This window comes from Neobacillus sp. Fa239 (genome assembly GCF_055395235.1).
In genome coordinates this window covers 5276623-5295677 of the sequence record NZ_AP041611.1, presented here as the reverse complement: position 1 = coordinate 5295677, position 19055 = coordinate 5276623, and the positions used below count along the sequence as shown (strand labels likewise).

The 19055-nt window shown below is 43.8% G+C and carries 18 protein-coding genes and 1 pseudogene; 12 read left to right on the top strand and 7 right to left on the bottom strand.

Annotation, left to right across the window (positions count from 1 at the left end; all coding sequences use genetic code 11):
- Positions 1 to 6: 6 nt before the first annotated feature.
- Positions 7 to 351: a response regulator gene (locus ACZ5XR_RS26140; protein ID WP_464499352.1), complete on the bottom strand. Its 345-nt coding sequence runs from the start codon at positions 349 to 351 to the stop codon at positions 7 to 9.
- Positions 352 to 496: 145 nt separating this feature from the next.
- Between ACZ5XR_RS26140 and ACZ5XR_RS26135 the strand changes: the two genes are divergently transcribed.
- On the top strand, positions 497 to 925 hold the full coding sequence (locus ACZ5XR_RS26135) for a hypothetical protein (RefSeq protein ID WP_464499351.1): 429 nt from the start codon (positions 497 to 499) through the stop codon (positions 923 to 925).
- A 56-nt stretch (positions 926 to 981) separates the two neighbouring features.
- Here the strand turns inward: ACZ5XR_RS26135 and ACZ5XR_RS26130 are convergent, their stop codons facing one another.
- A complete protein-coding gene (locus tag ACZ5XR_RS26130) occupies positions 982 to 1662 on the bottom strand; it encodes an LrgB family protein (RefSeq protein WP_464499350.1) in 681 nt (226 codons plus the stop codon).
- Positions 1659 to 2012: a CidA/LrgA family protein gene (locus ACZ5XR_RS26125; RefSeq protein ID WP_464499349.1), complete on the bottom strand. Its 354-nt coding sequence runs from the start codon at positions 2010 to 2012 to the stop codon at positions 1659 to 1661. The genes ACZ5XR_RS26130 and ACZ5XR_RS26125 overlap by 4 nt, the downstream gene beginning before the upstream one ends.
- Positions 2013 to 2138: 126 nt before the next feature.
- Between ACZ5XR_RS26125 and ACZ5XR_RS26120 the strand changes: the two genes are divergently transcribed.
- The 3 genes from ACZ5XR_RS26120 (at position 2139) to ACZ5XR_RS26110 (ending at position 4728) form a co-directional block, all read left to right on the top strand.
- On the top strand, positions 2139 to 3062 hold the full coding sequence (locus ACZ5XR_RS26120) for an NAD(P)-dependent alcohol dehydrogenase (RefSeq protein WP_464499348.1): 924 nt from the start codon (positions 2139 to 2141) through the stop codon (positions 3060 to 3062).
- Positions 3063 to 3134: 72 nt separating this feature from the next.
- Entirely contained in the window at positions 3135 to 3419 is a 285-nt protein-coding gene (locus tag ACZ5XR_RS26115; RefSeq protein ID WP_464499347.1) for a hypothetical protein, read from the top strand.
- 196 nt (positions 3420 to 3615) lie between these two features.
- Positions 3616 to 4728: a 3D domain-containing protein gene (locus tag ACZ5XR_RS26110; RefSeq protein ID WP_464499346.1), complete on the top strand. Its 1113-nt coding sequence runs from the start codon at positions 3616 to 3618 to the stop codon at positions 4726 to 4728.
- Between the two features lie 173 nt (positions 4729 to 4901).
- Here the strand turns inward: ACZ5XR_RS26110 and ACZ5XR_RS26105 are convergent, their stop codons facing one another.
- The 3 genes from ACZ5XR_RS26105 to ACZ5XR_RS26095 all read right to left on the bottom strand — a co-directional run bounded on the left by ACZ5XR_RS26105 (position 4902) and on the right by ACZ5XR_RS26095 (position 10745).
- Entirely contained in the window at positions 4902 to 5681 is a 780-nt protein-coding gene (locus tag ACZ5XR_RS26105; protein WP_464499345.1) for a hypothetical protein, read from the bottom strand.
- A gap of 85 nt (positions 5682 to 5766) precedes the next feature.
- The gene (locus tag ACZ5XR_RS26100) at positions 5767 to 8667 is read right to left on the bottom strand and encodes a DEAD/DEAH box helicase (protein ID WP_464499344.1); all 2901 of its coding nucleotides are present in this window, start codon (positions 8665 to 8667) and stop codon (positions 5767 to 5769) included.
- Between the two features lie 464 nt (positions 8668 to 9131).
- Entirely contained in the window at positions 9132 to 10745 is a 1614-nt protein-coding gene (locus tag ACZ5XR_RS26095) for an SWIM zinc finger family protein (protein WP_464499343.1), read from the bottom strand.
- Between the two features lie 98 nt (positions 10746 to 10843).
- On the opposite strand from ACZ5XR_RS26095, the gene ACZ5XR_RS26090 reads away from it, so the two are divergent.
- Positions 10844 to 11203 (top strand): DUF4181 domain-containing protein, encoded by a 360-nt coding sequence (locus ACZ5XR_RS26090; protein ID WP_464499342.1) that lies wholly within the window; start codon positions 10844 to 10846, stop codon positions 11201 to 11203.
- A gap of 25 nt (positions 11204 to 11228) precedes the next feature.
- Here ACZ5XR_RS26090 and ACZ5XR_RS26085 read toward each other — a convergent pair.
- Positions 11229 to 12017: pseudogene (locus ACZ5XR_RS26085) on the bottom strand (GNAT family N-acetyltransferase).
- A gap of 112 nt (positions 12018 to 12129) precedes the next feature.
- Here ACZ5XR_RS26085 and ACZ5XR_RS26080 point away from each other — a divergent pair.
- From ACZ5XR_RS26080 to ACZ5XR_RS26050, 7 genes are all read left to right on the top strand, one after another.
- Positions 12130 to 12675, top strand: coding sequence for a flavodoxin family protein (locus ACZ5XR_RS26080; RefSeq protein ID WP_464499341.1), 546 nt, complete (start codon positions 12130 to 12132; stop codon positions 12673 to 12675).
- Positions 12676 to 12690: 15 nt separating this feature from the next.
- Complete coding sequence (locus ACZ5XR_RS26075) at positions 12691 to 13512, top strand: cobalamin-binding protein (RefSeq protein WP_464499340.1); 822 nt, start codon at positions 12691 to 12693, stop codon at positions 13510 to 13512.
- Between the two features lie 589 nt (positions 13513 to 14101).
- The gene (locus tag ACZ5XR_RS26070) at positions 14102 to 15325 is read left to right on the top strand and encodes an MFS transporter (RefSeq protein ID WP_464499339.1); all 1224 of its coding nucleotides are present in this window, start codon (positions 14102 to 14104) and stop codon (positions 15323 to 15325) included.
- Between the two features lie 180 nt (positions 15326 to 15505).
- Entirely contained in the window at positions 15506 to 15865 is a 360-nt protein-coding gene (locus tag ACZ5XR_RS26065) for a hypothetical protein (RefSeq protein ID WP_464499338.1), read from the top strand.
- Positions 15866 to 16096: 231 nt separating this feature from the next.
- Complete coding sequence (locus ACZ5XR_RS26060) at positions 16097 to 17434, top strand: Nramp family divalent metal transporter (RefSeq protein WP_464499337.1); 1338 nt, start codon at positions 16097 to 16099, stop codon at positions 17432 to 17434.
- Between the two features lie 665 nt (positions 17435 to 18099).
- Positions 18100 to 18300: a hypothetical protein gene (locus tag ACZ5XR_RS26055; RefSeq protein ID WP_464499336.1), complete on the top strand. Its 201-nt coding sequence runs from the start codon at positions 18100 to 18102 to the stop codon at positions 18298 to 18300.
- A 215-nt stretch (positions 18301 to 18515) separates the two neighbouring features.
- A complete protein-coding gene (locus ACZ5XR_RS26050; protein WP_464499335.1) occupies positions 18516 to 18989 on the top strand; it encodes a CBO0543 family protein in 474 nt (157 codons plus the stop codon).
- Positions 18990 to 19055: the final 66 nt, after the last annotated feature.

Below are 19055 nucleotides of genomic sequence, written 5' to 3'. Positions count from 1 at the left end.
TGCTTTTTATCTGACTTGAGTTATTATTTCTTTGATTTTCATAACAACTGCGGCAGGACTAAACGGTTTGGCAATAAACTCATTTGCACCTAAATCAAATCCACGCTTTAAGTCTTCTTCGCCGCATTTGGCGGAAAGCATGATCACAGGTGTTTTTTTGGTCCGTCTAAGTTCCTCCAGAACCAGATAACCATCTTTACCAGGCATTAATACATCTAAAATGATCAGATCATAGTTTTCGTTTAACGCTCTTTCCAATCCGTGATCACCATTATTTTCAACATCAACATGAAAGGACTCCCGTTCCAAATACATCCGTAACAAATGACTAATTCTAATCTCATCTTCCACAATTAGAATCTTCAAAACAAAACAAAACAAAACCCCCTGTTATAAGTTGCGTTTTTACTAATTTTAACATATCGGGATGGTTTTCACTATGAAGATAGTGAAAACAAATCTGGTAAAATATATTTAAAAGGGGAGTAGAAACGAAATGGTCAGGTACTTTCTTATGTTAATTTTCTCAATCATTTTCATTATTGTAATGATAGGTTATTTATGGGTTATTTATACTGAAAAAAAAGAAAACGGAAAAATACCGATAATGAAAACTTTGGGAGCTATTATTGGTCTGCTGGTAGGAGGTTTTTTTTTCATAATCACGGTTCCAGATTTACCTGCTGTAGTGTTGCATCATACAGCAAAATATGAAGGTAAATGTGAAATCGACAAGTTTTCTGGCAAAGACGAACATGTAGAGGCCGATTTTGGAGAACATAGTATCTGGTTTGATGCTGATCAATACGATAAAGTACGTGCAGGAAGCTATTATTGTAAAGTTGAGTATTATCCTCATTCAGAAGTTGGCGATTCATTAAGACTTTACCAGACCAAGGATGGAAAAGAAGTTGAAACGAGGTAGCATGGGGGGGCTGTCCCCCGATGCGGTGACGCTTTAATTCGATGGGGGACAGGCCCCTACAGCAGGAATGGCAGGATAGGCAATAATATGGAAAGGAAGAGGGCGGAAGTAATCATGGCTACACTGCCCATCGCGGCTTCTTCTTCTCCCCAGATCAGTGAACGAGTTGCCCCCAGCATTTGTGCGGACATCCCCATCGCCAATCCCCTTGCCCCTTTGCTTCTGATACCGAAATGCTTAAATAAATGGGGACCGATCGTTAAGGAAATGAGGGCTGAAAAAATAACGAATAGAACAGTGGTGGAAGAGAGACCTCCAAGGTCAGTGGAGATGGTTAAGGCGATAGGGAGAGTGACGGATTTTGGGATGAGTGACGCAATTAGCTGCTGCTTTAATTGGAAAAATTGGGCTAAGGCTACCACTGAGACCATTCCTAGAATGGTACCGCCGATCACCCCGGTACAGATTTTTTTGTAATTTTTCTTTAAGAATGACCACTGTTTGTATAGTGGAACCGCTAAGGAGACAACGGCAAGTTTTAAAAGCTGTTGAAAGAACATGCTTCCCTGTTGATAAGAATCGGTATGCAGATGGCAGACCAGCAATAGGAAAATGAGAAGAGCCGATGCCGTAAATAGAGGATTTAACCAATCCCTTTTATATTTTTTATAAAGCTTTAATGCGAACAAATAACAAAGTAACGTGAAGAACACACAGTATAAAATGTTTTCAATCAATTTTCCTTCCTCCTTTTCATTTTTTCAAACCACTCTACAAAAAAAGCTGTCCCTAACAAACTGCAAATACTGCTCACAAGCAAAATCATCAGGATATACCAATGAAAGACCTCAAGCAATTTCGGCGATAGACAGAGACTGACAATCGGTGGAATAAAAAGTAAGGTAACATGCTTCAGCTGTAAAGTGGCTGCTTTTTCAATCCAGCGCAATTTCATCACGCCTGTCAGCAAGAATAGGAAGAGAAAAATCATTCCAACAACGCTGCCGGGCAAAGGGACATGAAAAACGGCGGTAATAAGACTGCCTAGCTGAAGGAATCCCAGCAAAATCAAAATCTGAAAAATCATCGGTCGGCCCTCCTTCTGTTCCCTTAGCTTAAAGCACATTGAGAATGATTTCAGTAAAGTTGTTAAAGTTCCTTACATATATTTTGTATGATTAACTGTTCATTCAAAAAAATGAAGGAGGGCGCTATGAAAGCAATTGTATGCACCAAGTACGGTTCACCCGATGTTCTCGAGCTCAAAGAGGTGGAAAAACCTGTACCCAAGGACAATGAGATATTGGTAAAAATTTATGCCACAACCGTCGCATCAGGGGACATTCGGGTTCGGAGTTTCAACAGCCCTGTCTTGCTATGGCTGCCGATGCGGCTCTTTTTGGGACTGAGAAAACCAAGAAAACCCATACTGGGCGTGGAATTAGCCGGGGAGATTGAGGAAATAGGGAAGAACGTGAAAAATTTTAAAAAAGGCGACCAGGTTTTTGCCATGACAGGGATGAATTTTGGCGGTTATGCCGAGTACGCGTGTTTGCCGGAAGACAGGGCAGTGGCTATCAAACCCGCCAATCTGACGTATGAAGAAGCCGCTGCCGTTTCTTTTGGCGGAACGTCTGCCCTATATTTTCTACGAAAGGGAAAGATCCAGGACAGACAAAAAGTTCTGATTTATGGGGCTTCCGGTTCGGTGGGGACTTCTGCCGTTCAGCTTGCCAAATACTTTGGCGCCGATGTGACTGCGGTATGCAGCGCCGCTAACTTTGAATTGGTGAAATCGCTGGGAGCCGACGAAGTCATTGATTATACGGAAGAAGATTTTACAAACAGAGAAGAGCGGTATGATATCATCTTTGATGCCGTTGGAAAAATCTCGAAATCCCATTGCAAGAAAGCCCTATCTCCGAACGGGACATTCGTCACAGTGGATGGGCAGGGGATCGCAAAGGTACGGACGGAAGATTTAATTTTCCTCAAAGAGCTTATTGAAACGGAGAAAATAATATCGGTGATCGATAAACGCTATCCGCTGGAACAAATTCCGGAGGCACATCGATATGTAGAAAAGGGACACAAAAAGGGAAATGTTGTCATTACGCTGGTTCCTGAGGACAATTAAGCGAAGGGCAGAATAGTGGAACAAGGTTTCGGTTAAAATGGACTAAATAGTCTATTTTAAGGAGGGAACTATTTGGATTGGTTTGGATGGTCGATTTTTGTTCTAATTGTCATTGTAGGCGTGATCATTGAAATAAAGAGATCTAAAAATAAAGCCGCAACCATTTCGGTAATAATCATTGTTCTCATTGTTTATTTCATTTATTTTGTTATTGGCCATTTGTTTAAAACGGACATCCTCAATGCGATTACTTTCCGTATAAATGGCGGAATTTCCATTAGCTTTATTGGAATCATTTTATTAGTTGGAACAACACTTTTAGTTACGTATGTCCTTTATAAATATAAGCGAAGATAGAATCCATCCATGAGTGCTTCATGGGTGGATTTTTTACGTATATGTTCAGACAGAATTCTTCGATGTACAGCGGTTTTTGTCTGTCACGAATTGTTGCTTTCCCCCCTTTTATGACAAATTGTGAAAGACTTTTAATCTATTTGTAACATTACTGGTATATTCTTCTGTTATAACTAGGTATAAAGGGGGAAAGTATATGCAATTGATAAAGCGTACGATTCTCATGGTGATTACATGTGTAATGTTTATATCGGGCTCGATGATTACACATGCACAAACCAGCAAACAGGCATTGCAAGTCGTTCAGCAGAAGCTTAACCAGCAGGCGAAAGAAAAGCAATCTGTTACAAACCAAATCTCAGCCATTAAAAAGCAAATGGATTCGATCAATACATACATTTCAAATAATAAAGAGGCAATGGCGGCAACAGAGCAGAAAATTGCCGCAACCAATCAGCTCATCGAAAAGAAAAAAGAAGAAATTGTCACCCGCGAGGATAATATCTCTGCCCGCAAAGTGGTCATGAAAAAACGGCTCGTGTCACTTCAACACGATGATAATGTAAGTTTGATCATTAGTGTAATTTTTGATGCTAAAAGTTTCGATGACCTTATCCAGCGTGCAAGTGCTGTTACAACTCTTTTCAATGCAGATCAGACCATTTTAAAAGAGCAGCAGAACGATCTTGAAAAAATAGAGGCAGATAAAAAAGAGATTGATAGACAAGGTCAGGTTTTAGCGGATGAGCAGAACAAGCTCGTTCAACAGCAGGGAGAGCTCAATCAAAACCTTCAAAAAAGACAGCAGGCTTTAACAGCCATGCAGTCAAAATACAGTACAATCGACAAGCAAATGGCGCTTGCCAATAAACAAAAGGCGGGCATTGTCGCCCAGATTAAAGCTGAACAAGAGATGATCCGGAAAGAACAAGAAGCGGCTAAAGCGGCAGCCGCAACGGCAAGGGCTGCTTCGGCATCAGCATCAGCAGGCAATCAACAGGCTCCTTCTGAGCCGGCAGGACAAGGCGAGGAAATGTATGTCACGGCGACCGCCTATACTCCATATGACTCAGGCAGTGTCACCGCTTTAGGCTACAACATAAAACAGAATCCGAATATGAAATTAATTGCCGTTGATCCATCGGTGATCCCATTAGGGAAAAAAGTCTGGGTGGAAGGATACGGAGTGGCGATTGCAGGCGACACAGGCGGCGCAATCGTCGGCCACCGCATCGACATCCTCATGCCAACAAAAGCAGCCGCAACACAATGGGGCAGAAAAACTATAAAAGTAATTGTTTTAAATTAGAAACGCTGACATAGAAAGACCCAACACTTTAGCGAAAAGTGTCGGGTCTTTTTCATGTTCCTCTTAACCTACAAATAAGAAAAGCAAAAGCGGCATCAAAAGTTGGTGTCCACCCAGCGTGGACATTCTTGGGGTAAATGTCCACGAACGGTGACAGGCACCGCGTTACCATCTTAACGTTTTTTACGGTCACGTTTCCGGTCCCGATCACGGCCGCTTTCATTATCACGTTTCCGGTCCCGATCACGGCCGCTTTCATTATCACGTTTACGGTCCCGGTCCCGATCACGGTCGCTATCATTATCACGGTTACGATCCCGATCCCGGTCACGATCACGGTCACGTTCACTATCATTCTCACGATCACTATCTTGATCGCCATTACTATTATTATCACGATCACTTTCATCGTTTTCTGTTGTGGAAGGGTTTATGACAATGTCGTTGATGGAGTCCCTTAGGACATCGCGGAATACGGCAGCGGCGACTTCATTGAAGTTTTTGAAGAGGTCTGATAAGTCATCATTAAAGTATTGAATGACACTTTTTGAAAATACCGGAAATACTCCGAAGGTTCCAGGGGAAATTTGTCTAAAGTCGGCAAATTTAAAAAAGTGATTCGTGTTTAGTGCGGCCTTAAATAATCTCACGAGCTGCCGCGGTGTAAATTCCTGATCCGATGGCTGGACCCCTTGCCCATCGAATATCACTTGAACATAGACATTGGTGCCGCCAAAATCTTTATGGAGATCTAGAATAGTCGCCAATGCTTGTGCTTTTTCCTGCTTATTCACAATCACTGGAATGAGATTCACACCATTCGGAAGCTGAATCATGTTTCCTACCGTGACCTGTGTGTCATTCCCAATCGAATTTTTCAATTTGTTAAAAAAAGTAAACTCAGGTGGGCTTAATTGCGGGGATTGACTCATTTCTTTCCCTTCTTTCAGCATTTGTTCCTATATCCTATGTGATAAGCTAGTTGCTTGCTCCACTTCAATAAAAAAGAACCTTCAAACCTGAAGGTCCTTCTTACTATTAACCCAAATACACCAAATCCTTGAGTTCATCGGTCGATAGCTCGGTGATCCAGTTTTCGCTCTGGATGATTTGGTCATTCAAAAATTGCTTTTTCTCGAGCATGGCATCAATTTTTTCCTCGAGCGTTCCGGTGCAAATCAACTTATGCACGTGCACAAACCGCGATTGTCCAATCCGATAAGCGCGATCGGTCGCCTGGTTTTCCACGGCCGGATTCCACCAGCGGTCATAGTGAATGACGTGATTCGCCGCTGTCAGATTCAGCCCTGTTCCACCCGCCTTCAGCGACAGCAGGAACACCGGAAACTCCTGATTCTGGAAGCGCTCGATCATCGTATCCCGCTGCGTTTTCGCCACGCTTCCATTTAAAAACGGCACCTCGACCCCAAACCGCTTCTTCATAGTCGAACGAATCATTTCGCCCATTTCAATATACTGCGTGAAAATCAGACAGCTTTCGCCCGCGTCCAGAACGGCGTCGACCAGCTCGACTAGCTTCTCCAATTTATTCGACCGCTCGAGCAGCTGCCGTCCCACTGACTTTTCCTTCAAATAGAGCGCCGGGTGGTTGCACAGCTGCTTCAACCGGCTCAACATCTGCAAAATTAAGCCTTTTCGCTCAAACCCGGACAATTTTTCAATCTCGTTGAATGTATCGCGGACGAGCTGTTCATACAGCGAAGCCTGCTCTGTCGTCAGCGGGCAGTACTCCTTCTGCTCCTGTTTATCAGGCAGATTCAGCGCGACCTCTTCATCTTTCTTCGTACGCCGCAGCAAGAACGGGCGGATCAATGCCTGCAGCTGCTGCACCTTTTCCTTTTTCTCATCCTTTTCAATCGGAATGACAAACTTTTTCTGAAATTGCCCGAGGCTGCCGAGATACCCATGATTGGTAAAATCGAAAATCGACCACAGCTCCGACAAGCGGTTTTCCATCGGCGTTCCCGTTAAAGCCACATGGTGCCGCCCCCTGAGCCTGCGCACCGCTTTCGATTGTTTCGTCTGTGCGTTCTTAATATTCTGCGCCTCATCAATCGCAATCGTGCTCCAAATCATCGATTCAAACTCGGCTGAATCCAAGTGACTCAACCCATACGAGGTCAGCACGACATCAACCTCTTTGACTCTCGAAGAAAAATCCTCTTCCTTCAACCGGTTCGAGCCGTAATGCAGATACACGTTCATCTCCGGCGCAAAGCGCTCAAGTTCTTTTTGCCAGTTTCCGAGCACGGAGGTCGGGCAGATAATCAGCGACGCCTTCGTAGGGAGTTTCGCAGCGGGCGCCTCTTCCGAATTCTTTCGGCGCCGCCCTGGGGAAGGCACGACCGGAGCCTCATCGCCGGTCTGTTCCTTCACCATTAACAAATAAGAAATCAGCTGCACTGTTTTGCCAAGCCCCATATCATCGGCCAGACAGGCACCGAACCCATACTGTCGCAAAAACCACAGCCAGCTCATCCCAAGCTGCTGATACGGGCGGAGTTCGCCATGAAAGGCATCCGGCACGGGCTCTTTTGGAAGCTCATTTACCTCGGAAAGCTGCTTGACCATTTGCTTCCACTGGCGGTTCAATTCAATTTGAATTTTGGCAAACGCCTTCGGATTTTCCAGCTCATCCTCTGTAGCGGTAGACTCCACCAGCTCCTGCTCCAGCAAATCGCGGACATGCAGGCCTTCTTTTTCCGCCCGCTTCATTAAATCCTGAATTTGGCGTATAAACTGCGGATCCAGCTTCACCCAGCGCCCGCGGATATAGACAAGACGCCGTTTTTCTTCGACAAGCTTGCCGAATTCCTCTTCAGAGAGGTCGACCCCGTTCATCGAAAAGCGCCAATTAAAATCGAGCATCGCCTGGAGTCCGACAAACGATGGTCGGTGGCTGGAGGAACCTTTGAGAGACGCCTTCACCTTCAGATTGGCATTTTTCATCGCCTGCCACCAGGAAGGGAGGAGGATCTCAACGTTGAGTGCCACCAGCGTCTCGCTTGCCTCTGTTAAAAACATCCACGCTTCTTCTTCGGTTAGGTGGGATTTCAGCGTTTGCTCATCCTCGTCTGCCAGCCACGGAATCAGCCGTACCCAGCGTGCCTGCTCCCGTTCGACTTTTTCCAAGAATGGCTTCCATTTCCCGGGAATTTTCGACTCAACGCCATACATCTCATCGACATTTTTTTTTCCTCGCAAAAACACATCCAAATTCCACGCGCCTTCCCCATCAGCCGGCTCCTCCAACCGTAGGCCGATCGTAAACGGGGTGTCGCTTTCCTTGATACCAACCCATTCGAGCCAGCTTTCCTCATCAAAAAAACGTGCGAGTTCGGCGCCGGAGATATTTTGTTTTTTCAATAAATCCAGCTTCGGCCCAAACAGTTCCTTCATGGCGGAATTCCGCGTCAAATAGGCATCGAGCGCATGGTTGTATAAGTCGGTAATAAAATGGAGTGCCGATTCGGGGACCGCTGCCGAGATATCCTGCTCCCAAAACGAGGGATCAAATTCATCCTTCACGCGCTCCGGGAGTCGCCAGTGAAAGTGCCCCTGCTCCCAAACCGAAAAATCCGGCATCCAATCCTTTTCCACAATCCCTTCATGACAGGCGTGGGCTGCAGCGAGGCAAATCTCCGACTCCTCGCTCCAATCCCACTCAATAAAGCGATTGAACGACTCCTTCGCAAACAGCGACACCAGGTGCCAGGCACTAATCGGGACACCCTCCACATTCCGTGCCATCTCCGTCTCCAGCAGCGTCCCAAAAAAACTCTCCTCATGGCGGCTGAACACAAGATTCTTCCAGACCGCCGGATTCAAATAGCGCCCGCTCTCATCCTGCGCCGCAAGAAAATACCGTCCGTCATCCAATTTACTTGTCAATAGTTTAATAAACCTAGTTTTAAGCATCCCAAACAGGCTCCTTCGGGGAAAAAAATCCATATTCCTTTATTATACCCAAAAAAATGCCGTTAGAGGAGGGGGAGGGAAGATAAAAGCCAGTCCTGTGTGGGGGACCGGCTTATTTGTTTAATTTGGGGTGGGGGTAGTTATTCCAAATATTGGTTAAAAGTACAAAACTCCCAAAAATATGTACAAAACCTCAAAAAACAGGTACAAAGCTCACGATAACATGTTCAAAACTTGCAAAAACATGTACAAAACTTTGAAATACCCCTGAAATAAGAGCAAAAAGCACCCTATGAAGGCTGCTTTTCAACAAATCTAATTTAATCCCAGATGTTTATTTGCGAATACCCTGAATTTATTTGCGAATCCAAAGATACCTAAATTCATCACCCCGAATGTCCACCTGGGGCGGACAAAGTGGGGTGATTTGTCCACGAACGGTGCCTGTCACCATCTCACATCACTCAACCCTCAATCAACTTACTCCGCCGGCATTCTTCGTGGAAGGCGCGCAGCCGCTTGGTCCTCTCAAGCAATGTGTCGAGGAAGTATTGCCAATCGTCCAGGCGTTTTGATTTTTTGTAGATGGTTCGCAGTTTTTTGAGATGCCGGACCGCCATTTTATAGCTCGACCGATTTTTTGCTTCGATCTCGCGCTGGGCCGATTGGTGAAGCATGGCGAGCAGTACCTCCGGCTGTTCCTTCTCCACCACCTTCACGCGGTCCTTTGGAATATCGTAAAAATTCAAACCGACAAACGCCTGGAGCTCACCCCATTTTTCAAACATCCCGCGCTCAAACAACATAAACTCATAATCAGCATAGCTATAGGGCAAAGTCGTCACCAATGCCTTCTCATACAAATCAAACCGATCCGTCTCCGCACAAAACGGCCCGATTGCCCGGATCGCCGTCCTTGTGAACGTCGAGCAGGCCTGGTAACCACTTACATGATCCAAATACCTTTTAATTTTTCCTAAAAATAGCTCAATAAATGGTCCGACCCGTTTCCACGCTTTCTGCGCACTCAAAAATTCAATCCAATGAATCATATAAGGCGCCAAAACCTCGTCCGTCATCAGATTGATCTTCCGCGACGCCTCTTCATCATTCGCAAGCAGCAAATTCAAGTGAACCCCGGCAACCATCAAGGGAACCGCATTTTCCCACTCCTGCAATTCCTTCCCACGCACGCGAATCTTCTCAACTTCCTCTTCACGCCACGCCTTCTTCTTAAACAAATGCGTCCAGAGCAGGCGGTACAAATAAATCCGTTCATACTCAAGCGCCTTTGCGCACGTCAGCACTTCAAACACATCGTCCTTTAATTTTAAAATAAACTCATCAAAGTCAAACGGTAGCGTCTGAATGCCAATTTTCTCAACAAGCTCCTCCGCATCATCCAATAAATTATCGAACAAATGGAGGTAGGCCCGCTTCACGACATCCTCAGCATAGTTCGTGGCTTCACTATAAACCGCCAGCTTCCGAAACGAAATCACCACTCCGACCAATTCGTACAAGAGGCGCCATTCCTGTTCAATCGGAGCACTGGCGCGAATCCGCCGCTCATAAATCCCGTACAGCTCCGGGACAACATAGGGGCTCGTGGACTTTTTCGAAGCTAGCAGTGTATCGAAGCTTACCTCAAACGATTGAACCCAGCGGCTGTATTCCGGCTTCAGCACCCCGTTTGCCTTCATCAAATCCTTCGCCTGCTGCAGCCCCCAGCTCGCGGCGGCTTGCTTTTCTCTCATCGGCTCCCGCCAAGTATCCACCCATTCCGACACACTATTGACACGTCCATATGCCGCAAAAAAAACAGCCATCTGATGGCGGCATATCTGATCGGCAGGGCATGAACACTCACTTAACGAAATAGCCGTCAAATCCAAATCCACATTCACCGGCGTTACATCCTGGACCTTGGCCCTGGCAAAATCATCCCCCACCACAAGCTGTGTCACCAAACCCTGCCGGTACAGCATTAAACCCTTTTGCACCAGCTTTGCATCCTCCGCCGCATGCGGATTCAGCAGGTCCGCAATGTCATCCGCAAAACCCTCTAACTGAGACACCAAAGTTTCGCCTCCTCTGAAAAAAACATATTCTTCTATTATACCCAAAAATGGACGGAAATGTTGTAAAATAAAGGAAAAGAGGAGTGTCGCCAAAATTGATTAAACCATTACTCATCATTCTCGCCCCGATCTTCCTTTTATCTTTCCTCGGAGAACGACTGCTGCGCAAAAAATTTAACATCGAGAAATCGGGCTGGCTCTATCACCCCGTCAACCGCCTGCACAAAAGGAGCCAAGTCATCTTGTACATCGGTTTTATCCTAACTTACCTTGTATTCGCCTTTAACAATTTGAAGTTTACATCCCATCTAATATTCGTCTTCTTACTTCTATTAAACGCCCTGCGCGCCAACACGGAATGGAAGCACGGCCGCCCGTCCAAGCAATACATCGTCTCCATATGGGGATGCTGCATATTTTTAATCACAATCGGGAGCCTGCTGCTTTTTGCTTAATTTTGGCAAAGCCCCCACCCAAACTTTATTCCTCTTCCCGAATCTCTTTAATGCTTCTGCCGCCTAAAAAGGCGTGGCCCATTCGCAGTTTTTCAATGGTTTGGAATCCATATTTCTCGTACACTTTTTCAACTCTTTCGTTGATGGGAAAGACCCAGAGGTTTTCAATTTCCTTTTTGGCTGCTTCCTTTTGAATAAAACGAATAAGTTCGCCGATTAATCCCCGGCCCCTGTATTCCTCTAATGTGGCGACACTTTCCATGCGGGCCTGCTTGCCGTTTGAAAAAATACAAGCCGTTGCACACGCAGTACCTTGATATCGCAATAGATAATGCTCAAAGTTTGGATGGCGGAATTCATGTTCAAATGCCTTTTCCCGAACCGACTTGCCGCCAAACTCCTTTATGCTGCACTCAATCGCCAATGTTTCCGAATAATTCTCCTCGGTTACAACCTCAATCGTAACACCCTCATCAGCTTCCTTTTTCACTAACTTGCGATCCCATAATTGCACGGGGCTAATTAATTCTTCATAGCCAAAATGATTTGCTTTTAATCTAGCAACCAGATTTTGCTGGGCTGCTAAATCATAGAGATAGATTCGTGGTCTCAAATTACGAGATTGGTAGAAATCAACAACCTCATCAATCATCTTCTGAGGATTCTCATAGGCACGATCAATATGGGCATGATTGGCATCAAAATAAGTAGGCTGGCTTTCATTTCAAAAGAAGGATCCCCATTCGGTTTTCGTTCGGTTTGTAAAGGTATCCAGGTAAGCAAAGTCGAGTTCAAGAATATCATGTAGTTTCATAGAAAAATCCCTCCCATTGCGCGCTCTTGCATTCGCATCGTATTAATCGATTTTAATGTCATTATATGATATAAGGTAATCAAGCACCAATTCGAAAAGGAGACATGAACAAATGACAATCGCCGTAATCTATGGGGGAACCCGTCCAAATGGAAATACAGAACTACTGACAGAAAAAGCTGTACAGGGAATTGCAGCCGAAAAAATTTATCTGCGTGATCATACCATTGAGCCAATCATCGATATGCGTCATGCACCAGAAGGATTTCAAGACCGAAAGGATGATTATAACTCGATCATTGACCGGATTCTGCCCCATGATATTTTAATATTCTCGACACCAATCTATTGGTACAGCATGTCCGGCACCATGAAAAACTTTGTTGATCGTTGGTCCCAGACATTAAGAGACCCGAATTATCCAGATTTTAAAAAGACAATGGCTTCCAAAAAAGCCTATGTCATCGCGGTCGGAGGGGATCGTCCAACCACCAAAGGCCTTGCGATGATTCAACAGTTCCAGCATATCTTTGATTTTATGGGAATCGAGTTTGGGGGCTATATTCTAGGGGAAGGAAACAGTCCTGACGCCGTATTGCAGGACAAAAAGGCTCTTTTCGCCGCAGCAGAGCTTCAGCAACAATTAAAATCCGAATAAGAAAGGGGTATTCAATTGAAATTGATTTCCATTTGTCCGAGTAATACCGAATTAGTCGCCTATTTGGGATTAACCGCGTCACTAATCGGAGTCGATAATTTTTCGGATTGGCCCGAAGAAATCAATGGATTACCAAGGCTGGGACCAGATTTGGACATTGACATGGACATGGTAGAAGAACTAAAGCCGGATTTAGTCTTAGCCTCCCTTTCCGTTCCAGGGATGGAACGCAATATTAAAGAGCTGGAAAAACGCAGGATCCCCTATGTCATTGTGCCGAATCCACAAACCTTGCAAGAAGTCGGGGACTGTCTTTTGTTTGTCGGAAACGCAACGGAAACCTATGACAAGGCAGTGCAGCTGTACGAAAAATTTAACCGTATCCTTCAAAACTACGAATCTTTAAGCCAGCAAGTAGAAAGACCAAAATCCCTTTATTGGGAGTGGTGGGCAAAGCCGATTTTTACTCCGGGGGCAGGGAACTGGCTGACGGAGATCAGCAGACTTGCAGGTGGAAGGAATATTTTTGAAGATCAGGCGGAAGCAAGTGTCCAAACAGATTGGGAGGACGTATTGCTCCGAAATCCAGACGTGATCTGTGTGGTATGGGTGGGCGTTCAGAAAAAGAAGGTGAATCCCAAGGTCATCCTCAAACGGCCAGGCTGGGAGCAGATGAACGCGATCAAAAACAATCAACTGCATATTCTCGATGAACCTCTATTTTGCCGGCCATCGCCCCGGCTGTTAAACGGTTTGGCTAAAATAGGGCATCTCCTTTTCCCTGATATTTATCCAAAATGGAACGAGGAAGAGGACGTACTAGAACAAAAAGCGTAGCTTTTTCTAACGGTTTCCGTTTCCTTTCGCAAAACCTAAAAATGCAATTGAAAATGTAGCCCAATTTGTACTGCCTTTTGTATCTGTTTTTGTAATTAAAAATTATATGCCTCACTACTGAGGCATTATTAATATCTATTTTTGGTAAAAGAGCAGTCCCAGTTGAGGGAATCAGGATGGTTTGACAAATAAGCGGAGAAATTTCTCTTAATTAGAAAATCACACTGAAAATAGCTAAAATAGACGGAGAGATTCCGCCTATTGACTCGAAAAATATGAAAATGGGGGGTTTTTCTTTGCATAGCCGGAAAACCTCCCCTTATTTACCCCGAAACGAGCTCAATTCTAAATTTAACCGAAAAATCTCCGATTATTTTAAATATCAATAGAATAGGCACTAAGGGTGGAAAGAATAAAATGAGAGATGCTAAAAATGAGCCAGGGTCTAGTAGTGAAACTTAAATACATTATAAAAGGAGCGGCTGGGAGGCTGCTCCTTTAACTTTGGATCCCGAGCAGACTGAACAAGGATTTGGCTGATTCTTGTAGAATTGTAATTGTATTGCAATTTTTTAGGGGTGGAAGGTAGATGAAAAATAAATTATGGACCGCAATTTTTGTTACGGGCGTTGGGATCTCCAGTATCGGAGACTTTATTTATATGGTTGTAATTAATGTGTTTGTTCTTGATATGACCCATTCCGCCACAGCCGTTGCTGGCTTATGGGTGGTTTCGAGAATTGCCGCTCTGGTTGTTGGTCCATGGGTTGGCAGCATTACCGATCGTTTTTCCCGTCGCAAGCAGTTGATTGGGGTTGAATTTTCTCGGGCTGTTCTTATTGGGATTCTGCCGCTTCTTACCCATTTGACATCCATATATGGCATCCTCTTTTTGCTAGGGGTTTTCAGTACCTTCTTCGGCAGTCTATTTTTACCATATCAGACCCTGTTGATCCCGAAGGAATCTCGAAAGCGGGTTAATTCCATTGTCAGTACGTTAAAATACAGCGCCTTCTTGACGGGCCCGGCCATCGCGGGAGTTCTCTTAACCTATGGGAATGCAGTTATTCCATTGTGGCTAGATGCTTTCAGTTTCCTGGCATCGGCACTCTCGTTTATCCTGTTACCCGAATTGGGGCTTCCGCAAAATAAGGCTGAGAAGCTGCATCCATGGCGGACGGTTCTTAAAGATTGGCGGGTGGCCTTTCAATTTCTGGGGAGTAACCGTATATTTACCGTGCTTTTTGTGCTAAATGCGCTCTTTTACATCTTTGCCCTTGCCGCTGACAGCCAGGAAGTCGTGTTTGCCAAACAAGCTTTGCACCTTGGACAACTGGGATTTGGAATGATGGTAACAGCGGCTGGCGTGGGATTCGTATCCGGCTCCATCATCCTGTCATTCTTAGCCAAACGTATTAAAACCGTATGGCTGATTGGCGTTGGATCATTGTTGAATGCCCTCGGTTATTTGGTCTATGCCTTGTCACAATCCTTTTGGTGGGCTGTCACGGGGTTAATCATCCTAGGTATCTTCGGGTCGGCAGCAAGCGTCGGATTTACGACCTATACGCAACAAGCCATGCCGGTTTCCCAATGGGGCAGGATCAACAGTGTGATTGGCCCGCCACAGCAGGTATTGAATATCCTGTTCGTTCTGATGGGAGGGTTTGTTTCGACCTGGTTGGGGGTTCGGCATTTAATGGTTGCCATGACCATCATGATGAGCACCGTTGCTATACTCATTTGCCTTCTCGTATTCTCGAAAAATAATAAAAAGGAAATGGAGAAACTTGAAGCTCATAATGCTTCCTAGGAGGGTACATATGGACATTGCAAATGATGAAGGGTATAGGCGACAAAACAGAAGTGGAAGGAGGGGCAATTGTCGCCAGCCAAAACACTTCTTTTCTTCCATCGGACAAGTGTCCACACGCCAATTCAAAACCAATCATAGGCTGTATATAAGAATATGTACGAAGGGAAGCAGAAGAAATTGGTGGAGAATGAGCATCAACCGGAACGAGAAATGGACCATTTTTCAAAATTTATGTTTGGAAACAGATTTCAAAGAGAAACTGACAATCATTCACAAGAAGCGCCCGAGCATGAAGAACCAGCATCTTTTGAAAGCAGGCCGAAGCCAAACGATGATTGGTTATTTGGGAATAGAAGAAATGGACATGGGCCGTCCACTCCAAATCAAATAGAAAATCTGCTTAATAATGTGGATTTGGTGCTGCTAATGGAAACGGTGGATATGTTTGTTGCGACAACAAATCAATTCAAACCATTATTGAAAGAAGTCACTCCGTTGTTGAGTGGATGGATTAATAAATTCAAATCCAAATCTTAACGCTTCCTTTTACTTGATCAGCTGCCATTTTGGTGGCTTTTTTCCTATTTATGCCGAAAAAGTTTCCCTTGACTAAAAAAAATAGCGGTATACAATTTAAGTAAGCAACATTTAGTACGATCCTTCATATACTTTATTTACAAATACTAAAAGAGCTTTTTTTTAGCCAAAAAGTTTCCTTAGGGAAAAATATTTAGATTGTACCAATACCCAGTGAAAGGGATGAAAATAATGAGTGAAAATGAATTAGCCCAAGAAGGATGGAGAGGAGAACAATCACAACCATCATTACCTGAAGTTTATCGAAGCCTTCGGATTCCAAAGAAGGGTTCGTGGATTAAGAAGTTTCTTGCTTTTGCGGGACCAGGATATTTAGTGGCCGTCGGCTATATGGATCCAGGTAACTGGGCAACGGATATAGCGGGAGGATCGTTATTCGGCTACACGCTGCTTTCGGTAATTTTATTGTCCAATTTGATGGCGATTCTGCTTCAGGCGCTGGCTGGTAAGCTGGGGATTGTTACGGGAAGAGATTTGGCTCAAGCGTGCCGGGACCATTACAGTAAGCCAGTCGCAATGGGGCTGTGGGTTTTATGTGAATTAGCCATCGCAGCCTGTGACTTGGCGGAAGTAATTGGATCAGCAATCGCCTTAAATTTGTTATTTGGAATTCCATTGGTTTTTGGCGTGATGATCACCGCTATTGATGTACTAGTGGTGCTGCTTCTGCAAAATAAGGGATTTCGTTTTATTGAAACGTTGGTGATTATTTTAATAATTACCATCGGTGGTTGTTTTGGTACTGAAATCTTTTTAGCGAAGCCTGATGCTGGAGGGATTTTAAAAGGGTTCGTTCCAAGCGCTGAGATCATCAGCAACCCCACGATGTTATATATTGCGATTGGTATTTTAGGGGCGACCGTCATGCCGCATAACTTGTACCTTCATTCTTCCATTGTCCAAACCCGAAAGTATTCACTAACCAATAGCGGAAAAAGACAGGCGATCAAATATGCCACATGGGATTCAACGATTGCGCTATTTTTTGCCTTATTTATCAATGCCGCCATCTTGATCGTTTCATCGGCCACCTTCCATCAAGCAGGTATGACCGGTGTGGCAGAAATCAATGATGCTTACAATTTACTGACTCCGCTTTTAGGAACAACACTTGGAAGTATATTATTTGGAGTGGCCCTGCTGGCTTCCGGGCAGAACTCTACTTTAACAGGCACGTTGGCTGGTCAAATTGTGATGGAAGGCTTTTTAAATATTCGTTTTCCTGCGTGGCTAAGAAGGCTGATTACCCGATTAATTGCGATTGTTCCTGCGGTCATTGTAACGGCATTGTATGGCGAAAGCGGTACGGCTCAATTGCTCATCTTAAGCCAGGTCATCCTATCATTGCAACTTTCATTTGCAGTCGTGCCACTCATTAAATTTACCAGTGATAAGAAGAAAATGGGTGAGTTCGTCAATCCATTATGGCTGAAAATCCTCGCCTGGTTTGTAGCCTTTGTGATTATTAGCTTAAATGTCTATTTACTGTTTAAAACGTTCTTTGGTTAAAAATAAAAGGCGTTGTTCTCAAGGACAACGTCCATTTCTTATTTCTTTGAACCTTGTGTCAGGGATTTTCTGTCGATCGCTTCAGGTTGTTCTTCCATCCATCCGTGTTTAACCATGATATTGTAACAAAAAGACGATTTTAAGAAAATATTTATAAACACATATTGCCATACTATCGCCCGAGTATTGAAGCCAAAGCGCGGATACTTCTGCAGCGGTTAAGGTGTTTGTCTGTGTTTTCTTAAAAATCCCCAAAAGGATTGCCTCCGATCATTTGTTTTTCTGAGATTATTTTATGGTATTGGTTATGAAGTATACAGACGTATTAATTAACACTGCAACCTTCGACAAGTTTCTTTTCAATTGGGGGCGGGAAATCCTTTATTTAAAGGGTTTTGTCCGAATTTAATCAAACGTTTGATTAACATGGAATTTTGTCAAAAAAGTAAGATAGATTGATTTTTTGTTGGTTTTAGAAGATTGGTTGCACGGAATGAACGAAGTCTTCGACAAAAAATTTTCTCGGAAATAAGCAAAAGTTCGTTTTTCAAAAGGGTTTGTGTTGAATTTAATCAAACGTTTGATTAGTGTCGAAAAAGACTGAATACGAGGAATTTAGCTCTCCTTTGTAGAATAAATAGTTGTTAAGGGAGGAGGTTGTTTTTATGGTAATTCAGTCTAATATGTCTTCAAAGGCGATAACCGAAGTGTGGGGAGAAACATTAGCGGTTTTCCGAAGATACAATGTTCCAATTACAGAAAAGACATTACAAGCATTGGTTGATGATAATCTCCTACCATTATTATTAGTTGAATTAAATAATGTAGTTGGCAGCTCCAATGAAACCTGCATTGATGGAGGATGACAAATGCCATTTATACGGGAATAGGTTATTCCTGGGATCGTTGCAATTTTTGATTCGCCGATAAAATGCTTCAATACGCCGATAAATGTCTTGGATTCGCCGATAAAGTACTTCAATTCGCCGATACAGTGTAAGATGCAAAAATCGAAAGTTTTTGAAAAACGGCTAAATTTTTAAGGAGATACACACATTATTATTGGAAAGAGGTGTGTGTCTTGTTAGAAAAAAGAATTTTGAAACAGCTCTGGTTGATTGGGTTGGTGCTTTCGCCTACTTTGTTTATGCAGCCGAGGAAAGATCGATGGCTGGTCTTTTTGTTAAATGGCTTTTTAAATATGTATATAGATAATTACTTGGTTTCCACCAAACGAATTCAGTATCCAAAAAGGTTAAATCGCTTTCCATTATTAACGAAAGGGAGCGTTTTATATGACAGTTTACTTTGTCCGCTGGTGACGACCTGGTATTACATTTCCTCCTGTAAAAGTAAAAATATCATGGATTTCTTCAAGAAAACTTGTTTATTCGTCACCCCCCAAATCGTAGTGGAAATTCTTTTAGAGAAATACACAAAAATTATAAAATACAAAAATGGTTGGAGATGGTACCATTCGTATGGAGCAGTTGCCTTAATAAAAGTATTTGTGGTGGGATTTGTAGGGTTATTGAATAAGTTAGGATCAAAATAAGCTGCCAATTTGGTGGCTTTTTATTTTGCTTTCGGCACAGATAAATTGAGGAATATAATCTATATT

Coding starts and splice junctions, on each gene's coding strand:
- ACZ5XR_RS26135 (WP_464499351.1), top strand. CDS start 497: ATGGTCAGGTACTTTCTTATGTTAATTTTCTCAATCATTTTCATTATT.
- ACZ5XR_RS26125 (WP_464499349.1), bottom strand. CDS start 2,012: ATGATTTTTCAGATTTTGATTTTGCTGGGATTCCTTCAGCTAGGCAGT.
- ACZ5XR_RS26120 (WP_464499348.1), top strand. CDS start 2,139: ATGAAAGCAATTGTATGCACCAAGTACGGTTCACCCGATGTTCTCGAG.
- ACZ5XR_RS26110 (WP_464499346.1), top strand. CDS start 3,616: ATGCAATTGATAAAGCGTACGATTCTCATGGTGATTACATGTGTAATG.
- ACZ5XR_RS26105 (WP_464499345.1), bottom strand. CDS start 5,681: ATGCTGAAAGAAGGGAAAGAAATGAGTCAATCCCCGCAATTAAGCCCA.
- ACZ5XR_RS26100 (WP_464499344.1), bottom strand. CDS start 8,667: ATGCTTAAAACTAGGTTTATTAAACTATTGACAAGTAAATTGGATGAC.
- ACZ5XR_RS26080 (WP_464499341.1), top strand. CDS start 12,130: ATGACAATCGCCGTAATCTATGGGGGAACCCGTCCAAATGGAAATACA.
- ACZ5XR_RS26070 (WP_464499339.1), top strand. CDS start 14,102: ATGAAAAATAAATTATGGACCGCAATTTTTGTTACGGGCGTTGGGATC.
- ACZ5XR_RS26060 (WP_464499337.1), top strand. CDS start 16,097: ATGAGTGAAAATGAATTAGCCCAAGAAGGATGGAGAGGAGAACAATCA.
- ACZ5XR_RS26055 (WP_464499336.1), top strand. CDS start 18,100: ATGGTAATTCAGTCTAATATGTCTTCAAAGGCGATAACCGAAGTGTGG.